Source organism: Pseudomonas psychrophila HA-4 (genome assembly GCF_000282975.1).
Taxonomy (GTDB): Bacteria; Pseudomonadota; Gammaproteobacteria; order Pseudomonadales; family Pseudomonadaceae; genus Aquipseudomonas; species Aquipseudomonas psychrophila_A.
This window is the reverse complement of sequence record NZ_ALJC01000038.1, coordinates 87217-106345: the sequence shown is the minus strand read 5'-3', so window position 1 is coordinate 106345 and position 19129 is coordinate 87217. Positions and strand designations below refer to the sequence as shown.

The 19129-nt window shown below is 53.6% G+C and carries 13 protein-coding genes; 2 read left to right on the top strand and 11 right to left on the bottom strand.

Annotated elements, in window-relative coordinates; translation table 11 throughout:
- Positions 1–179: 179 nt before the first annotated feature.
- Positions 180–5948 (top strand): glycosyltransferase, encoded by a 5769-nt coding sequence (locus B347_RS0105115; protein ID WP_019408634.1) that lies wholly within the window; start codon positions 180–182, stop codon positions 5946–5948.
- A 63-nt stretch (positions 5949–6011) separates the two neighbouring features.
- On the opposite strand, the gene cyoE is transcribed toward B347_RS0105115, so the two are convergent.
- The 11 genes from cyoE to B347_RS0105055 all read right to left on the bottom strand — a co-directional run bounded on the left by cyoE (position 6012) and on the right by B347_RS0105055 (position 18546).
- The gene (cyoE, locus tag B347_RS0105110; RefSeq protein ID WP_019408633.1) at positions 6012–6899 is read right to left on the bottom strand and encodes a heme o synthase; all 888 of its coding nucleotides are present in this window, start codon (positions 6897–6899) and stop codon (positions 6012–6014) included.
- Between the two features lie 10 nt (positions 6900–6909).
- The gene (cyoD, locus tag B347_RS0105105) at positions 6910–7236 is read right to left on the bottom strand and encodes a cytochrome o ubiquinol oxidase subunit IV (protein ID WP_019408632.1); all 327 of its coding nucleotides are present in this window, start codon (positions 7234–7236) and stop codon (positions 6910–6912) included.
- Complete coding sequence (locus B347_RS0105100; RefSeq protein WP_019408631.1) at positions 7237–7863, bottom strand: cytochrome o ubiquinol oxidase subunit III; 627 nt, start codon at positions 7861–7863, stop codon at positions 7237–7239.
- 3 nt (positions 7864–7866) lie between these two features.
- Entirely contained in the window at positions 7867–9891 is a 2025-nt protein-coding gene (gene cyoB / locus B347_RS0105095; protein ID WP_019408630.1) for a cytochrome o ubiquinol oxidase subunit I, read from the bottom strand.
- A gap of 3 nt (positions 9892–9894) precedes the next feature.
- Positions 9895–10833, bottom strand: coding sequence for a ubiquinol oxidase subunit II (cyoA, locus tag B347_RS0105090; protein WP_026013993.1), 939 nt, complete (start codon positions 10831–10833; stop codon positions 9895–9897).
- Positions 10834–11636: 803 nt separating this feature from the next.
- Positions 11637–12146, bottom strand: a complete 510-nt coding sequence (locus B347_RS0105080; RefSeq protein ID WP_019408628.1) for a disulfide bond formation protein B — start codon at positions 12144–12146, stop codon at positions 11637–11639.
- 206 nt (positions 12147–12352) lie between these two features.
- Complete coding sequence (locus B347_RS0105075; RefSeq protein WP_019408627.1) at positions 12353–13117, bottom strand: amino acid ABC transporter ATP-binding protein; 765 nt, start codon at positions 13115–13117, stop codon at positions 12353–12355.
- Complete coding sequence (locus B347_RS0105070) at positions 13114–13773, bottom strand: amino acid ABC transporter permease (RefSeq protein WP_019408626.1); 660 nt, start codon at positions 13771–13773, stop codon at positions 13114–13116. Before B347_RS0105070 ends, B347_RS0105075 begins: the two co-directional genes overlap by 4 nt.
- Positions 13774–13783: 10 nt before the next feature.
- A complete protein-coding gene (locus B347_RS0105065; RefSeq protein ID WP_019408625.1) occupies positions 13784–14431 on the bottom strand; it encodes an amino acid ABC transporter permease in 648 nt (215 codons plus the stop codon).
- A gap of 63 nt (positions 14432–14494) precedes the next feature.
- Positions 14495–15283 carry an ABC transporter substrate-binding protein gene (locus tag B347_RS0105060; RefSeq protein WP_019408624.1) on the bottom strand — a complete coding sequence of 263 codons (789 nt, stop codon included), beginning with the start codon at positions 15281–15283 and terminating at the stop codon, positions 14495–14497.
- Positions 15284–15498: 215 nt separating this feature from the next.
- Complete coding sequence (locus B347_RS0105055; protein ID WP_019408623.1) at positions 15499–18546, bottom strand: aminotransferase class III-fold pyridoxal phosphate-dependent enzyme; 3048 nt, start codon at positions 18544–18546, stop codon at positions 15499–15501.
- Between the two features lie 138 nt (positions 18547–18684).
- On the opposite strand from B347_RS0105055, the gene B347_RS0105050 reads away from it, so the two are divergent.
- Positions 18685–19125: an Lrp/AsnC family transcriptional regulator gene (locus B347_RS0105050; RefSeq protein WP_019408622.1), complete on the top strand. Its 441-nt coding sequence runs from the start codon at positions 18685–18687 to the stop codon at positions 19123–19125.
- The last annotated feature ends 4 nt before the right edge of the window (positions 19126–19129 follow it).

Genomic DNA, 19129 nt, shown 5'->3' with positions numbered 1-19129 from the left:
TTAAAAAGAAATACTTTCTATAAAATACACCCTCCAGAGAATACGCCTACGACCTAAAACTTTAGTAAAGCACTATATCTTAATTAATTAGCCAAACAACTTTATATATACATATCTACCACCCGCCCCTGAACTCTTGACTTACCTTGATGTTACTCCCCACCAGTAAGTGACATCCCATGAACACCCACAGCAGCCAAAAATTGGCGAACATTGATATCTATGAGATTGCTAATAACTTAGGCTACCGCACGACCGACCGCAGCGACTCAGCCGCTTTTAATCTGGCGATGAAAATCATTGCCGGACTGCTCAGAGAGTCCTCCGTAACTGATCTTTCGAAGGAACAGTGCGCTGACCCACTATTCCTTAAGGCGTTTTGCACACAACTCAGTGCACGCCGCACAACCGCGCAGGCCATTGGCACTGATCTTGATAAAACAGATCATCAGCACGTACGGGACCTTGTTTGCAAATTGGCCAATCTGATTTGGCGCGTCGAATTTACGTCACTGAGTTACCCCCTGCTCCAGCCGCATCAAACGTCACGCGCTAGGTTCAGAGAGACCATTGTTGCGACGCTATCCAGTTTTCCGCTGAACCGGGTGATGAGCGAATGCACCACCCATTTCATCGCCACTCTGCTCGACCGCCAGCACCTGAACAACCTTCAACAAGTACTGACCAACAGACTGATAACTAACAACAGCATTGAGATGCTGTTAGCCAGGCAACCAAGCCTGATGGACTGTATACACGCGCAACTCAAGGCCACTTTTACCGACCTACCGGATACGCTGCTGCTCGCCAACTTCGACTCACTGTGGTTTGTCGACAGAACAGATGACAACGTGCTTGAACAAAGCCTATCGAGCCTGATTCGGCAATCGCTAGCGACCTCCCCTCCCATAGAGCCGGTGCATCTGCCCCTTGAAATTCGCTTTCGCACGCAACTGAACTCATCCCAGGAAGAGTACCTGTCGATCACTGAGCCTCAGTACAGGGCCTTCTATGAGCGCATCAAAAATCTCAACACGACCTACATCGAAAGCTTAAAGCACTACTGGGGCAGCCCCATAGATACCCGCGCCGAGGCCCCGACAAGAGAGCAGAGCTACACGGCCCTCTTCAGGTTGTTACTGGAAACACAACTGCAGCTTTTGTGCGCCGATGGCAGCCTTGACCATGACGATGACATGGCCATCCGCTCCCTGATTTATCAAGACACTCCTCAAGCGCCAAATACACTGCGGGCTGCGCGTATCGCCATACGCAATGCCACATCATTAACACCGCGGCGCTGCTCATTGGCCGTGGCATTCAAGGTCAGCACTTCAACCGGTGCACCGCCATTGACCACGTATGTGTTCACCCTGCAAAACGGCTTTGAAGTGTTCGCCAACATGCGGCAAGCAAGAGCCGCACTAAACCGGCAGTTAAACAACCGCCAAACGCTCCCAGCCTGGGTTGAGCAGGTGGCCTTTGGTCATAAGGCTGAAACGGCGTTTTTCAGTCACCACGTAAACAAAACCGTGAAAGCGGACCCCCTCAGAAAAAACACCGTTGAAGAGCTGATCGCTTTTGAGCTCGAACAAAGTTATCAGGACATCAACACCGTTTTTAAACAGTCCCGTACGCTTGAAACCAAAACACACGCGGCGCACCTGAGCACCGTGTTCGACATAGCAACACGACGTACATTGGAGCCCTCCATTGTCGATTTTTTAAATGCCCGCGCTGACCGTGTTATTAAACGCATCCCCCCCGAAGCGATAGCTCAGGCTTTTTTTATCCAGCAAAACCCGGGTATGGAGTTGCCCCTTCATCGCCCGCTGCCAATGCCCAATATTGCCAACGAACTGAAGCCATCGCAGGAGCTGCAAACACTGATCACCGATGCCCAATTCAGAGCATTCGCCAGCGACCTGCTGGCTAAGCCCCACAACAAAACGTTGCTGAGGAAGGTGCTTGACGAGGGACTTGATCCGATTTCAGAAAGCGTGCCGATCACCTTCGAAATTGGCCTGACGCTGGTCCATAAATATGTCAGCCACACTCGAGCAATACCCGAGATTGATAGCATTAATCACCGGGTAATCATTGCGACGCAGCAAGCGGTTCGAAAAAACAAGTTTTTCCCCGCCGACTATCACTACCTGACGTCGTGCTTTTTGTTGCTGGGCAGCGCTGCTAAAGAAAGCTCTAGCACCGGGCCGATGAACTCACGCCTTAGGGCATCAGCCAACGCACCGGTACCCTCCTCCACGCTGGACATCAATAGCTTTATTTCAGCAGATGAGCGCACGCCGGATATCAATGCGCTGACGGCGTATCTGGCGTTCTCCACTTTTTTCCCTAGCCCCAGAATTCCCGACTCAGGGCTGCATGGCGATACGACACTCTCCTCGGTTATGAGCATAGTGCTCGATTCACCTGCTTTTCATCAGTTGGAACGGGCCGTTGTCGGCACGTCCTCATGGACAGAGCAAGAGCGCAAGGAGGCAACGCCCAGTATGACCAGGACGCTGGCGCGGGCCTGTATCACAGACTACCTATGCCCACCCGAGAACCACAGCGAAGGCTATGTCTGCGGGCTTAACTTGAATACCCCTGCAATGGGCGGTCACTCGATCAGAGAGGTCCGGCGCCTGGTTATGGAGCATCTGCGCAGCACGCTCCAATGCACGACCGAACCCGCCCTGCGTCTGGCTTTTGAGTTGATTGCTGGGCGCTACTGCCCGCAGTTGATGGTGTATGACGTACCGCAGGATCTGCGCTATGGCGATACCCACGACGCCATCACCTTTCGCCACGCCGTGGCACTGGCCGAATCAGCCCACATCGGCGCCGCGGTAGCGCTGGGGTATAAGCGACTGGTCGAGCTATTGAACACGACCCTCACTCAATCGCTGAGCCACGATGAACAACTGGCCATAAGCGTGCTACGTCGAGAGCCGGTTCTGCATTTTGCAATGTGCCGCGGGAAAATCCCCATCACCGATACGGCAGAGGTGGAATCTGAAGACGTGATGATCGCCCTGCAATACGTCATCGACCTTGAAGAGCAAAAGGCCTTGGCCATGACGACACTGGTGCAACTCCCGCCGGGTCGCAAAAAGATGGCACTTCAGCAATTGTCAGACCAACACCCGCTCATCGATGTGCACAAAAAGAGGCCATTTACTGACGCTGAAATCCATGAATACTTCGTCCCCCGCTTCAAAACTCGCGGCCGAAACATGAACATGTCTCTGCTGGAGCGCTATATGACCTGCGGGCAGGATCGTGCCTTATCCGACAGCGTGCTGGGCTTGGAGTCCAAGGGATTAGGCGGCTGCACGCTATTGAAAGCATTCAATGAACAGTTCGATGCCTTTCAACAAAAAAACAACGCGGCACTGATGGTGTTGCTCAAACAAGCGATCAATGACTTAAGCCCAGAACTGCGTCACGGCCTGCTCAATGTCGATTATTTCCTGAGGGTCTCTTTCACGGTTGAGGGCGCAGAAGTACCTGGCTTCTATGGTGTACTGGCATTTTCAGCAGACCCGCAAACCACCGACTTTTATGAAGTTTTTTGCCCTTCCGGGACCATCAGGAAAATAAGGGCTGAGGGCAACGCACACGTCCTGTTTGACGCGGATGAGTGGGCACCGACCGATTCAAAGCGGTACGTCACTGGCGTACCTGAACTGGATCAAGAAGCCTACCTAACAGGCACGCCCGGTGCTCTGAAGGTCACGCCAGCATTGAAGTTGAGCTTTACGTGGACTAACCCGACCGAGATTAGCGAGGAGGTGCGTGTGCACCAACTGTGCGAAAAACTGATCGGCTCAATCTTCAGCCAGAGCCTATCGAGTCTGCGTCCTGCATTTAGGGGCACCACTCCTTACGAGTCGTACAAAGATGAGTTGGTCGGCCGAACCGAAGCCATTTTCAGAGTTATTATTCCGTTCTACTTCCTCTATAGAGACATCGAGAGCAAGAACGTAAGCGCATGGACTGTGATATTTGGCGCACTGGAAGTTCTGGCGTTTGTTGTGCCCTTCGGCAAAGCGGCTTACAGCGGGTTCAGGGCCTCAATCACACTGGGCAAGATTGTGGTGCGCAGTACATCGTTCGGCGTATCCAGGTTTGCACTGACGTCCATGAAAACGCTTTATGCCAGCAAAGTCTTTGCCACGACGTTGGGCAAAGGCGTGATTTCTGCCGCCAATCCCTTGGCACTGGCGGGGCTTTTGTTCCGAGGCGGCCTCAAAGGGGTGGCATTCATTCAGCGAAAACTGCAAGCCGGAATGTCGCTGAATAACGTCATTTCATTGGTAGAACTTAAAACCACACTGAACCCCGAGGCCGCCTATTCCTCATTTCTAACGGCCCCTTTAATCCAGCAAAAAACACTTAACAGCCCACTCGTTAGTAGACCTCTGGTTCCCTTCAACCCTGATTTTTCATGGGGTTCACGAAAACTGAATATTGCTCAACAGCATCAATTTCATATCGACGATGTTGACTTATCTAGCGTTCCGCGAGTCGATAACCGTTACCAAGTAGCGGGGGTAACCTACATAAGTATGCAGGGAAATATTTTTGCTGTGACACGCCCTGCCGGCAGTGCCTCACTCAAGGTATATAAGGGCACCGTCATAGGCCCAGAGGTTCACTTCAATGCAGCTGAAAACGTGTGGGAACTTGCCCGTGGCGGACTAGCAGGAGGAATGGAAACATCCTCGACCGTCACGTTCTTTCAACGCAGTCTAAATGTGCCCATGGATGAAGTGCTTAATCTCAACGCACCTGACAAAACGCCCGACTATACAGTCATGTTGAGCCACTACGCGGTTCCGGTTGCGTATGACGCCAACCTTGGCCATTGGCGTGAACGTACCCTGCTTAAAATACCCGGGACAAACGTCGAAGTTGATATGAGTTTCGGCGATCCGCTTTGGCTTAATGCTGCGGGGAAATGGCAGAAAGGCAGTATTGAAACCTTAAACGCCCTTAAGTCGTCACTCCCGCCTGCCAAAAATCTTGTGCCCTTGACCCTGCCCCAATTACCTCAACTGCCTCAAAATCCCGTGGCCATTCCGAATCAAATTCATTACCTCTGGATCGGCAACCAAGCACCGGGTAACCATTTGATTAATATCATTGCTCAAAACTTGAGGCTGTCCACTGAGTTCACCTCGACCTTGCATCTCGATGTTAGCGCCGATCTGTTCGAAAAAATAAAACTGGCATGTGCGTTATACGCACCCAAGTTACAGCTCTCTAACATCAGAGAGGAAGCCTTTTACGATGTATTTAAAAACAGTTCGAATGCCGAGCAATACACAAGCATTGTAGAGGCCGACTATAAAACCTGGTCTGCGGCCAGCGACGTTATGCGTTTTCCACTGGTTAACTATTACGGTGGTCTGTATCTGGACTTGGATGATGTATTGATCATCCCGCTCGTTGCCGACGATATTAAAGCAGCACCGCATGACCTTTTGCTAGGTGGCATCGTCACGGAAAAAACGTTGGACTTTGAAGGCTATAACACCAGCCACTTCGCATCACATCCGAACAACAACCTGTTAACCGCTATCTCTGCCGAAATGCATAATCGCTTTCTAGACAACAAGGCTTTTTACTTACAGCCTAAGCCCATACTTGATGTGACCCTGACGGGTGAAGCATTGATCAAAAACCAGGCCGATTTCAAAACCTATCATAAGAAATATTTTCAACTCACCGGCCCCGCCCTGATGAATGATGTACTGATGGATAAGGTACCTGATGTGTATAGAACGGTGTTTCAGTTGATGCCCAAGTACGGAACGTTCCAGACACAAGGCATCTATGACCCCGTACATTACAAACATGCGATTGACTGCACCAACCACTACTTTCCGTTTGCAACAAAATACATTATCGAAGTTGGAAACGAACACTCCTGGGCTTAATACCCTGTAAAAACGAAAAAAACCGCCCTTCTTATCGAAGGGCGGTTTTTTTGTCTGGCTGTCTTAGTGCGCGTAGGTCAGTAACAACTCGGTCGGCACTTTGAAGTCCAGGGACATCATGACGCTCAGGGCGGTGATGGTGAAGATGGAGAACACGAACAGCTTGCGCGCCCACACCTTGTCGTCAACGGCTTTGTAGCCGGTCCACGCCATGTACAGCCAGTACATGCCCATCGCGGCTGCGACGGCCATGTAGCTCATGCCGGCGTATCCGCCGAGGGTGAGCATCAGGGTCGCGATCAGGAACGCGAGGATGTAGAGCAGGATGTGCTTCTTGGCGACTTTGATCCCGCGCTTCACTGGCAACACTGGAATCGATGCGGCCAGGTAATCATTGAAGCGGAAGATCGCGATAGCGTAGGAATGCGGCATCTGCCACAGGCTGAACATCACCAGCAAGGTCAGCGCGGCCATGTCGAAGTGATTGCTCACTGCAACGTAACCAATGACCGGCGGCATTGCACCCGACAGGCTGCCTATAAGCGTGCCGTGAACCGACTTGCGCTTAAAGTACAGGCTGTACAAACCCACGTAGATCACGAAGCCAATCGCGGCGAACAAGGCCGCCAACGGGTTGGCCACGCGATACAGCAGTACAAGCCCTGCAACCCCCAGCAAGGTGGCATAAATCAACGCCACTTTGAGGGAGATGAGGCCTTGAACCAGTACGCGATTTTTGGTGCGGTCCATCTTGATGTCGATGTCACGGTCTATGCAGTTATTAAACACGCAACCAGACGCAACGACCAAAGAGGTGCCGATTACCGCGGCCAGGAAGAGGGCAAGATCAAAATGCCCCTTCGAGGCCAGGAAGAACCCGCCTGCCACAGAAAGCACGTTACCGAAAATGATCCCCGGTTTGGTGATTTGGATAAAGTGCTTAAAGGACATCGGGTTTACCTCACTTCGCCATCATTTCAGCGTGGATGCTGAACATAATCCACAGGGACAAGCCCACCAGCAGGACAATCACCAGCGCCGAGAACACCAACGCTGCAACACTGTTGCGTTGTTCTGGCGAACGGTCCATGTGCAGGAAGTACACCAGGTGAACAACGACCTGAATCACCGCAGTCAACAGCACGATAGCCAAGGTGGTCGATTTAGCCAGGATTGGGTTCATCACCAGCCAAAACGGAATTGCGGTCAGGATCACCGACAAGATGAAGCCAGTTGCGTAGGACTTCACGCTGCCGTGGTTCGCGCCGTCAGAATGTGCGTTAGCCATTTACAGAGTCCCCATCAGATAAACAACGGTGAATACGCAGATCCACACCACGTCCAGGAAGTGCCAGAACAAGCTCAGGCAGCTCAGACGCGTTTTGTTGGTCGAGGTCAGGCCTTTTTTCTGGACCTGATACATCATGATCGCCATCCAGATCAGGCCACAGGTCACGTGCAGACCGTGGGTACCGACCAGGGTGAAGAACGCTGACAGGAAGCCGCTGCGGTGCGGGCCGTAGCCCTCAGAGATCAACAGGTGGAACTCGTTGATTTCCATGCCGATGAAGCCGGCACCCAGCAGGAAGGTGATGCCCAGCCAGGTCAGCACACCGCTCTTGTTGCCTTTGTAGAACGCCAGCATGGCAAAGCCATACGTGATCGAACTGAACAACAGCAGTGCGGTTTCACCCAACACGTACGGCAGTTCGAAGATGTCGTGGCCCGACGGGCCACCGGCTACGTTACCTACCAGTACTGCGTATACCGCGAAGAGCGATGCAAAGATGATGCAGTCGGTCATCAGGTAGAGCCAGAAACCAAATACGGTTGTCTCGCCCGCGTCGTGGTGGTGCTCATCGTGCTCATGGTCGTGGCCATGAGCGTGTCCAGCATTGGTCGCTATATTCGACATGGTTTATGCCTGTCCCAACTTGGTTTCAACACGGTCAGCCGGTATTGCTTTGGCGGCCAACAGACGCTTGTGCTGCTCGGCTTCGATGCGCTCGATGGTTTCCACCGGCACCATGTAGCCTTGGTCATCACGGGCAGCGTGCAGGACGAAATACCCTACAGTGCCAACCAGGCTGACGATCGCCAACCACCAGATGTGCCAGATCATTGCGAAACCGAATACGGTCAGCAGCATGCCCATTACCAAACCGGTAGCGGTGTTGCTAGGCATGTGGATCGGCGAGTACTTGGCTGGAACCTTGTACGCAGTCCCTTCTTCTTTGGCCTCGGTGAACGGGTCAATACCGTTTACGGTTGGCACAACAGCGAAGTTGTAGAACGGAGGTGGCGACGAAGTCGACCATTCCAGGGTGTGGCCATTCCATGGATCGCCAAATTCGCAGGCGTTCTCTGGTTTGTTGCGGTCACGTACCGATACGTACAGCTGGATCAGTTGGCAAGCGATACCTACGGCAATCAGTGCAGCACCGACCGCAGCAACGTACAGGTAAGGCACCCATTCAGGGTTGGTAGTGGCGTTCAGACGACGCGTCATGCCCATGAAGCCCAGTGCATAGAGCGGCATGAAGGCAACGAAGAAGCCGACGATCCAGAACCAGAATGCTGCCTTGCCCCAACCTTCGTGCAGCTTGAAGCCGAAGGCTTTAGGGAAGTAAAAGCTGAAACCAGCGATGTAACCGAATACTGCGCCGCCGATGATCACGTTGTGGAAGTGAGCAATTACGAACAGGCTGTTGTGCAGTACGAAGTCAGCACCCGGAATGGCCAGCAGTACGCCGGTCATACCACCGATGGCGAAGGTCACCATAAAGCCCAGGGTCCAGAGAACCTGGCTGGTGAACTGCAGACGGCCACGGTAGATGGTGAATAGCCAGTTAAATAACTTCACACCCGTCGGGATAGAAATCAGCATCGTCGCCAAGCCGAAGAAGGCGTTGACGCTTGCACCCGAACCCATGGTGAAGAAGTGGTGCAGCCAAACCATGAAGCCCAGTACCGAGATCGCGCCGGAAGCGTAGACCATCGAGTGGTGACCGAACAGACGCTTGCCAGTGAAGGTCGAGATGACTTCAGAGAAGATCCCGAACGCCGGCAGAATGAGGATGTATACCTCAGGGTGACCCCACGCCCAGAACAAGTTCACGTACATCATTGGATTGCCACCAAGTTCATTGGTGAAAATGTGGAAATCCATGTAACGGTCAAGCGTCAGCAGAGCAAGGGTAGCGGTCAAGATCGGGAACGAAGCCACGATCAGAACGTTTGCCCAGGTGCAGGTCCAGGTGAAGATCGGCATGTCCATCAGTTTCATGCCTGGAGCACGCATTTTCAGCACGGTCGCCAGGAAGTTAACCCCGGTTAACGTCGTACCTAGCCCCGATAGCTGTAGCGCCCAGATGTAGTAGTCGACACCCACGCCCGGACTGTACTGCAAGCCCGACAGCGGCGGATACGCAACCCAACCGGTCTTGGCGAACTCGCCGACGCCCAGCGACAGGTTAACCAGTACCACACCGGACACCAGCAGCCAGAAGCTCAGGGAGTTCAGGAATGGGTAGGCAACGTCACGCGCGCCGATCTGCAGCGGCACTGCAAGGTTCATCAGGCCGGTGAAGAATGGCATCGCCATGAAGATGATCATGATCACACCGTGAGCGGTGAAGATCTGGTCATAGTGTTCAGGCGGCAAGTAGCCCGGCGAACCCTCGGTGGCCATGGCCAACTGGGTACGCATCATGACGGCGTCGGCAAAGCCGCGCAGCAGCATGATCATGGCGACGATGATGTACATCACGCCAATCTTCTTGTGGTCGACTGACGTTAGCCATTCGGTCCACAGGTAGGTCCACTTTTTGAAATACGTAATACCAGCGACGAGCGCCAACCCGCCGAGCAGAATCATAGCGACGGTAACCATCACTATCGGCTCGTGGAACGGTATGGCGTCCAGACTTAATTTACCTAACATCGTTTACTCCTCTGCCCCGGCAGCTGAATTCGAGGTGTTGTCCAAACCTTGGGTCCCGGACACTTCTTTCTTCTCGTGCTTCACAGGCTTGCCTGGGTTCATACCTTCATACTTGTCGATGATGGTCTGGAACAGGTTCGGTGTGACCGAAGAATAGAGTTCAACAGGGTTGTTCTGGCTAGGTTTGGTCAAGGCCGCGTATTCAGCGTTATCAAGCTGTTTAGGTGACGCTTTGACTTCACTTACCCAGGCGTCGAAGTCAGCCTGAGAAGTGGCGATCGCTTTGAATTTCATGCCAGTGAAACCCGCGCCGCTGTAGTTGGCAGAGATGCCATCCATTTCGGCGTTTTTGTTGGCAATCAAATGCAGCTTGGTCGTCATGCCGGCCATGGCGTAGATCTGGCCGCCCAGACCCGGGATGAAGAACGAGTTCATCACAGCGTCGGAGGTAATGCGGAAATTGATTGGGGTGTTAGCCGGGAACACAATCTTGTTGACCGTGGCGATGCCCTGTTCCGGGTAGATGAACATCCACTTCCAGTCCAGAGAAACCACTTCAATGGTAATCGGCTTAACATCAGACTCGAGCGGACGATATGGGTCCAGCGCGTGAGTCGACTTATAGGTAATCACGCCCAAGGCGATGATGATGAGAATTGGCACAGTCCAGATCACGACTTCGATCTTGGTGGAGTGCGACCATTTCGGTGCGTATGTGGCGTCTTTGTTCGACGCGCGATATTTCCACGCGAAGATCAGGGTCATCAAGATGACCGGAACCACGACCAGAAGCATCAGCAATGTTGCAGTGATGATCAGATTCCGCTCTTCGATCCCTACCTGCCCCACCGGATCGAGCAATGTCATATTGCAGCCTCCCAGCAGCAACGTGCCGAAAAGTGGCAATAAGCCAAGGAGTCTGGGGTACCTTTTTTTAGTCATCTCACGACCTCTAAAACAGCTTGCACAATGCAGTTGGTTTTTTTCGCCAACACTTCGCCCTACCAAGGGTTGGCTCTTTTCCGGGCTTGAATAAATGCCTGCTCATCACCATCAGGTGAATTCGCAAATCCCGGGTTAGCAGTGATTTCTTATTCGATACGTGGTCAATGGCCTTGTCACAGACCAATTCCATTTGGTGCAGAACTTAGAAGGGTTGCCAGTACCTGGAAGCCGCACGGGACACCTGCCATGAACTGCCCAGGCGACCGCCGACTACCCGCTTGGGCTCAGGGACGAGCAGGCTGGACGTTCAGTGCAGGCGATTGTAGATAGGAAGCTCTCTACACACCATGTCTCATCCAGAAATAATTCTTCTCGGTTCCAGTAACAATCCCTCACTATTGTTACGTATCGGGGTCAGACATGCTCCTTAAAAAGCCTGTAGCACGGCAATCCCCCGACACTGACACACCCCTTTTTAGCGCACCAAAATAGGGCGCAAAACCCTGCAAACGCCCAAACAAACAGGCTTTCAGCCAGTTTGCATGGAGCCAGCAAAGGGCAACTTCAAGCGCCTGATCCGCAAAAAAATGTCTAAGCCGATAAAACCTGACTAAACCGTTTTGTACGCTTGAGTCCTACAGAAAACGCCATCTGCGACACTTTGTGCGTGACAATATGTCGCACAAGCGCCCTCTAACTTTAGTGCGTGGATTCACATCCTGTTGACATTTTTGCGAGGCCAAAAAAACGCCCCGCATTCTCAAGAAAAGTGCGGGGCGGCTCAAGCCAAATTTCACAACTCAGCTGTGTTTTTTCCGATTGCGGTAGATCCCCAACGGTACTAGAACGCTGGTTAGCACAAAGGCCACCAGCGCCCACTGCGCCAACGATAGGCCGAACACCGGCGGATAAGGGGTGGAACAGAAGCCGTCGACCTGAAAGCCCAGCGGGAAAACCGTCGCCAGCGGCAAGCCGTCAACGATCGGCTGCAACACATCAATGCCGCAGCTCACTTGCGGGTTCGCAAGGATAAAGACGTGACGCCCGGCGGCGATCACACCGCCAATGGCGCTCAGCACCACCAGCACCTCACACACCGTGAGGCTGCGCCGCGTCGGCATTGCGGCGCCTATAAAGGCAAAGATCGCAATCAGCAGCAATGCGTAGCGTTGCAGGATACACAGCGGACAAGGCGCTTCGCCAAGCACGATTTGCATGTACAACGCGCCGCCAATCAGTGCCAGACAGATCAGCCCGAGCAAGACCAAAAAGCGCTTCTCGCGGCTCAGTCGTATCATTTCATCTGTCATCCTGCTTCCCTTTGCCAGGTTATGTATGGAGTTTAGCCGCTGTCACAAGGCGCGCAGTTTACACCCAGGTCTTTGATCTGGATGTAGGAGACTGTGTAGGGAAAGTGTCGCAGGGGGATTAATGCAGAATTAACAAATGCCGCGCGATGGGCACAGCGCGGCAACTGCTACGAGGTTACGTATACGACATACCGCGCAAGTCGTGCTCAGGCGTGCAGGTGGTTTTTCAAGAATGATCGGGTTCGTTCCTGAGTCGGGTTTTGCAGAATGTCATGCGGGGCGCCTTCTTCTACCACTACGCCACCGTCCATGAAGACAATCCGGTCTGCCACCTCCCCTGCAAAGCGCATCTCATGGGTGACGATGAGCATGGTCATGTGCTCGGCAGCGAGTTGCTTCATGACCAGGTTGACCTCTTCAACCAACTCCGGGTCTAAGGCCGATGTCGCTTCGTCAAACAGCATCACCTTGGGCTGCATCGCCAAAGCCCTTGCAATCGCAACCCGCTGTTTTTGCCCACCGGACAGGCGAGACGGGTATTCATCGAATTTGTTGGACAACCCCACTTTTGCCAGATATTCCATGGCCAACTCGCGGGAGGCTTTTTTCGTAAGGCCTTTAAGTTTTACCGGGCCGAGTGCGATGTTTTCATACACGGTCAAGTGTGGAAATAAATTGAAGTGCTGAAATACCATCCCCATCTGCTGCCGCACCGCATTAATGTGCTGTTCAAAGGCACGACCTTTCAAAGGCCGATTGACTTGCTCACCCTCTAACCATATTTCACCGTCGTTTAGCACTTCCAGGTGGTTGATTGAGCGCAGTAGCGTGCTTTTTCCTGATCCACTTGGGCCGATGATCGCGATGATTTGTCCGCGCGATACGCGAAGGTCGATGCCTTTAAGAACTTCAAGTGCGCCATAAGCCTTGCGCGCGCCTTTGACCTCAATCATGAATTCTTTTTTGATCATCGTGACATCTCTACCTTTTTTTCGAGAAGGTGCAGGCCGGCTTCGAGAACAAGGTTGGCTGCATAATAAATAACCGCAACAGCCAGATAAAACTCAAACGGGCTGTAGGTTTCACTCACGGCGAGCTGCGCGCTGTAGACCAACTCGGCAATGCCGATGATAGACACCAGAGACGTGTCTTTTAATAGAACTATTAGGTTGTTTCCGAGCGGCGCTATGGTCTTGCGAAGTGCTTGCGGAACCACGATGTAACACTGCGTCTGCCCACGGCTAAGGCCGATAGATCGGGCACCTTCAATCTGCCCAGGGTCTACAGATAACACCCCGGCACGAATAACGTCAGCGTTGTAGACCGCGAAGTGCAAACTAAGACCAATAATGCCGGCCACCGGCGCAGGAATATCAATTCCAACTTGCACCAGTCCGTAATAAATCACGTACAACTGAAGCAACAGTGGCGTTCCCATTAGCAACCACGTCATAAAGCGCACGGGCAACGCCAAAAGTTTAGGGGCATAGAGCACGATCAGTGCAAATGCTATTCCCGCGATCACACTCAATAGGCTGGAGCTGATGAACATAACAACTGTCCACCCCAGCCCCGTCGCCAGCAACTCGGAATAAGGCGCAACTATACTAAGGTCCAGACTCTGCATATGAATACTCTCACCTAGCGGCGAAGCGATTATCGAGATAGTCAACCACTAACCTGACCGAGTAGACCATCACAATATAAAGCAGCGCAGACACGATAAAGATTTCAAAAGGCTTGTACGTAGAGCTGATAAAGCGTTGCGCGGTATAGGACAGTTCAACCACTGAGATCGTCGACACTAAAGCAGACCCTTTGATCAGTGCGACAGCGTTAACGCCCAGCGGCCGTATCATTAATTTTGCTGTTTGCGGCAGGGTAATAAGCAATAAGGTTTGCCCTCTGCCGAAACCAATTGAACGTGCAGCTTCTACCTGCCCAGGATCAACGTTGGCGATAGCGCCACGAATAGATTCAGCCATGTAGGCGGCAATATTCAGCCCCAAACCGATGACGCCCGCCGTTAACGGCTCCAACTCAAGCCCGATTTGCGGTCCGCCGAAATAAATGATGAACAGTTGAACCAGACAAGGCGTGCCGCGAAAAACACTTACGTACAGCCGTGACAGGCATCGAAAGATGAACACCGTCGACAACCGCGCAGCCACGAGCACGATGGCGACCACAAACCCCAGTAGTAGTGCAAGGACCGAGACTTGCACCGTTATCCAGGCCGCTTCCAGAAAAAACGGAAAGGTACGCTGTATGAGATCCAGATCCATGGGAACACCCAGAAAAGTCAAATTGACTGGCCCGACGATCCGCCGGGCCAGGCTGAAGATGAATTAGCGGATGTCGCTGCCAATCCACTCCATCGAGATTTTTTCGTAGGTGCCGTCGGCGAGTATGTCTGCCAACGCTTGTTGCAACGCAGCCTTGAGTTCAGGGTTGTTCTTGCGCAGCGCGATGCCCATGTCCTCAATGCCACCTTCGCTATCGGGTGGCGTAATGATGCGTACCTTTTGCCCGGTTTTCTTGACGGCAACCAGTACCGGAACACTGTCCATCACCAAAGCGTCGAGACGACCCGCATCCAGATCGACCAACATTTCGGGCAGGCCTTTATAGCTTTTAACCTTTAAATTGCCGCGCTCCCTGGCCCATTTGTCGTGGGCATCACCGAGCGTCACGCCAACCGACACGTTTTTAAGGTCATCAAGGCTTTTGATCGGTGAGTCTTCCCTCACCACGATGGTGCGGCCCGCCCGGTAATACGGACCGACAAAGTCCACGGCCTTGAGGCGCTCCGGGGTAATGGTCGTGGAAGCGATAATCGCGTCATATTTATTGGCGCGAAGGCCTGCAATGATCCCGTCGAATGGCGTGGTGATGATCTTCACTTTCACCCCAAGCCGCTCAGCCAATGCCTCGCTGATGGACGCGTCGAATCCGACCACTTGGTTTTGCTCGTTAGCAAAACTGAAGGGCGCATATTGACCGCTCATCGCGATGCGGATCTCTTTGGCGTCCTGGATCGATTTCAAATCATCGGCCTGAACGGTGAAGGTCGAGAGCAGCGCCGAGGCTGCAACAGTGGAAGCGATAATCAAACCCTTGAGCTTTTTAGTGAGCATCGGATGCACCTTGGAAGAATTATTATTTTTTTAGAAGGGCTATTCACCCAGCCTTCACGAAGAGCTTTGCATAGACACTTTTGGAAAGCACCCAGCAAGGTGTCAGCCTGCCTGACACATTGCCGGAGTTGACCGACACTATGTAAGGTCAGCCTCAAGCGACAAGTTTGCTGCGCACCGCTCTCTCTTGCAGCTTGAAGCTTGAAGCTGTTTTTCTACTGCTGCGCAGCTCTAAAGCTTTCGTCCAGTACCTCAAGCAGGAAATCAGCATTGGCCTGGCTGAAGATCATTGATGGGCGCATTTTCAGGACGTTGTCATGCGGGCCTTCTGTGCCGAGCAAAATGCCTCGCTCCCTGGCGCCATCCGCGACTTTCTTGGCCAGCCCCGTGGCGGGAGCCTTGGTTTTGCGATCAGAGACCAACTCAATCCCCAAGAAAAGCCCCTGCCCGCGCACGTCACCTATAGCCTCGTATCGCTGTTGCAACTTGCGAAAGCCGTCCAACAAGTAGTTACCTATTGTCAGTGCGTTGAGTTTTAAGTCGTCGCGCTCAATAACATCGAGCACGCTGAGCCCAACGGCGCAGGAGACCGGGCTCCCGGCAAAGGTATTGAAGTACTCCATGCCATTGTTGAAGCTGTCTGCAATCTCACGCGTGGTCACCACCGCCGACATCGGATGCCCGTTGCCAATGGGCTTACCCATGGACACGGCATCAGGCACTACGCCCTGGGTTTCGAAGGCCCACCAGTGACTGCCCACACGGCCAAAACCGACCTGAACTTCGTCCGCCAGGCACAGCCCGCCCTCGGCACGCACCATTGCGTAGACTTCTTTCAGGTAGTTTTCCGGGAAGAACAGCTGCCCAGCGACACTCGGAATGGACTCTGCCAAAAAGAACGCCGGGGACCTGCCCTGCTTACGCATGAGTTCAATTTGCTCCGCCACGCTTTCGGCATACCGCTTGCCAAGTTCCTCAAAAGCCCACTGATCCACACCTCGGTAAGCATCCGGCACAGTGGCCTCAAACACATGATCTGCACGTCCTTTGCCCGCTTTGCGCTTGTACTTGTAAGGGCTGAGGTCAATCAGTTCCTGGGTGGTGCCGTGATAGGCCCAATCCAGCACGATGGCATCGTTGCGCCCGGTGTGATTGCGCGCCATCCGCAGCATGAGGCTGTTGGCTTCACTGCCTGAGCAGCCAAAAGAGGCGACGGCCAACCCTTCAGGCAGCGTCGCGGTGAGCCGCTCGGCGTACTCCACAATAGTGTCGTGCAGGTAACGCGTGTTGGTGTTCAAGCGAGAAGCTTGCCGCGAAAGCGCTTGCACCACGTCTGGGTGGGAATGGCCGAGGTGGCACACGTTATTGAAGCAATCCAGATACGCCCGACCAAAGTTGTCGATCAACCACACCCCATCGCCGCGAACGAACTTGATCGGGTCTGAATACGAGATCGACAGATTTGGAAGCAGCAACTCTTTACGCTTGGCCACAATCTCAGCTTTAGTGCGCCCGTCCTGGCGGTAGGTTTCGGGTGGAATTCCGGCCAGCGCCGAGGTGTCGGGAAAAAGGTCGGCCCACACCTCAAGATAAGCCTGCTCGCCGACGCCGATGAACTCGCTCGCGTTTAACTCAGTGTCCGTAGACATCTGAAAATGCACATGCGGGATCCACCCACCATTTTCCGTGTCGGCGCCCATGTGTCCGACCAATGCGCCCGCCTCTAGATGATCACCGGGCTTGAGTCGCGCCAGGGCTTCATGGGCCATGTGCCCCCACAGCGTCAGAAACGGCGGGCATCCTTCGGGCGAGTGTTTGAGCATAATCACCCCCCCATAACCCAGTGGTTCGCGCTCGACTTCAACGCTCTGCACGACCCCGGCAACCGGTGTATAGAGCGGCGTTCCAGCCGGCATGATCAAGTCAACACCGATGTGCAGGACGCGACGCTGCCCTTCGATGAACCGCGACTCAAACGCCGTGTCGGTGTAGATGGTTCTTTCCTCACCCCATGGCCCAATGCCCAGCGGTACGTTGTGCTCAGCCGAAAAATCATCCCACCATTGAGTAGCCTCCCCTGGCCGTTGCTCGGCTGAAGCGATGGTCATGACGTGCGAGGCATCACCGAAAGGCGCAATCACCTTGTTCATGGTTGCCGCCGATGGATGCACGATGTCGGCGAAGGATTTACTGTTGTCGGCCACCCAGCGACGAATCGCACCCGCGCCTTCGATGGCGTCAAAACCGCAGGCTTTACGCAAGATCGCCGTCGCCAGTCGGGGGTTCATGCGGTCCATTCTTTCCAGCAGGCGCCAGGCAGGCGCTTCGCTGATAGCAAGGTAGGGATTGTCTTGAGTCTGGTCGTGCCGCGAGGCTGACAAGGTGACACTGGTGACCAAGCGCATCGCAATGAGATTGAAGAGCACATCCAACTCTTCCGGCTGCAAAGGGTACTTCTCGTGGAAACCAGCCGTCAGGGCTGCGGCAGCACCCATCGGGTCTTGCATGTCGAGAATGGAGTAGGCACAGGTGATGGCCACTTCAGCGATCAGAACAGTATGGATCGCGTCGCCAAAGTCGATGATGCCTGAGACTTTCTGATGGTTGCTGGGGTCGACCAGAATGTTCCAGTCATTGCCGTCGTTGTGAATAATTTGGGCACGCAGGCGCGCCAGCTTCGGTTCGACCGTGGCTTCAAAGCGATCAATAAAGCGCTCCAGAATGGCCCTTCTGGCAGGGTCTTTAATGAAATGCAGACGTGACCGCGAACGTGCGGCGTGGCGCAAGTCCCAGTCCATGTCTCGTACCGCTCCCGGGTGCATGAAGCCTTGAAGTGCACGGTCTACCTCACCGAATGATTGACCCAGGCTGCGCATCAACTCGAACGTACGCTCGACCTCGGCAAGTGGCGTGCCGTGCAACCAACTGACCAAGCGCACCGCATGGGTTTCGCCCGAAGGCGCCACAGCGCTGGCCAGAAACTCACCGGCCAGGCTTTTTTTGAGAAAAGGCACGGCAAGCTCGGGATTATGGCGGGCGAGATGGCTGAGAATCGCCGTCTGAAACTCGCTTTCAACACGCGGCTCAGTCGAGTTGACGACTTTAAGAATCCACCCCGCATCGGTTCCCGTGCTCAACCGGTAGTTGCGATCACGTTCGCCATCCAGCGGCGAGGCTGTCGCGATAACGTTGAAAAGCTGCGCACCGAGCTTTTCGGCATCCCCCGTCGAGAACTGGGGAGCGGGGTGGGAAAGGTTCGTCATAGTAATTGTTTTCCAAGCCATTTTTTTCAGTTAGCTTGGCACGCGAAGTCTTGGTCAGCAGTAGGTATGCGGTCGACTTTAGCCTGCATATTGCCGGAATTGACCGGCACAAATTCGGTAGCAAAAAAGGGGGTTCTGATGCGTGACCTGGACACGAAAGACCGCGAAATACTCGAAATTCTGTCTAAAGAAGCTCGAATTGCCCTTAAAGCCTTGGCGGCGCGAATCGGGCTTTCAAGAAGTGCCACCAGCGAGCGCGTGATCAACCTTGAACGCAATGGCGTAATCCGCGGCTACCGGGCTGACATTGGCGAAATCGATGCCAACGTGATTCGCGCCATATTGCTCGTCAGCCTCAAACGTACACCGGCCATCAGCCTGCTAGACCTGCTTGCGCAAAACTCGCAGGTGCGACGCGTCTCGTCCGTGAGTGGCCAGCTCGATCTGGTCATAGAGATCGAGTCACGAACGATTGATGACTTGAACCGAGTCAGAGATGCCGTCGCCAGCCACGAAACGGTCGAAGACATCACCACCGCTGTGGTGCTGCGACGCGATATTGATCGGCAGAGCTCGTGAACGG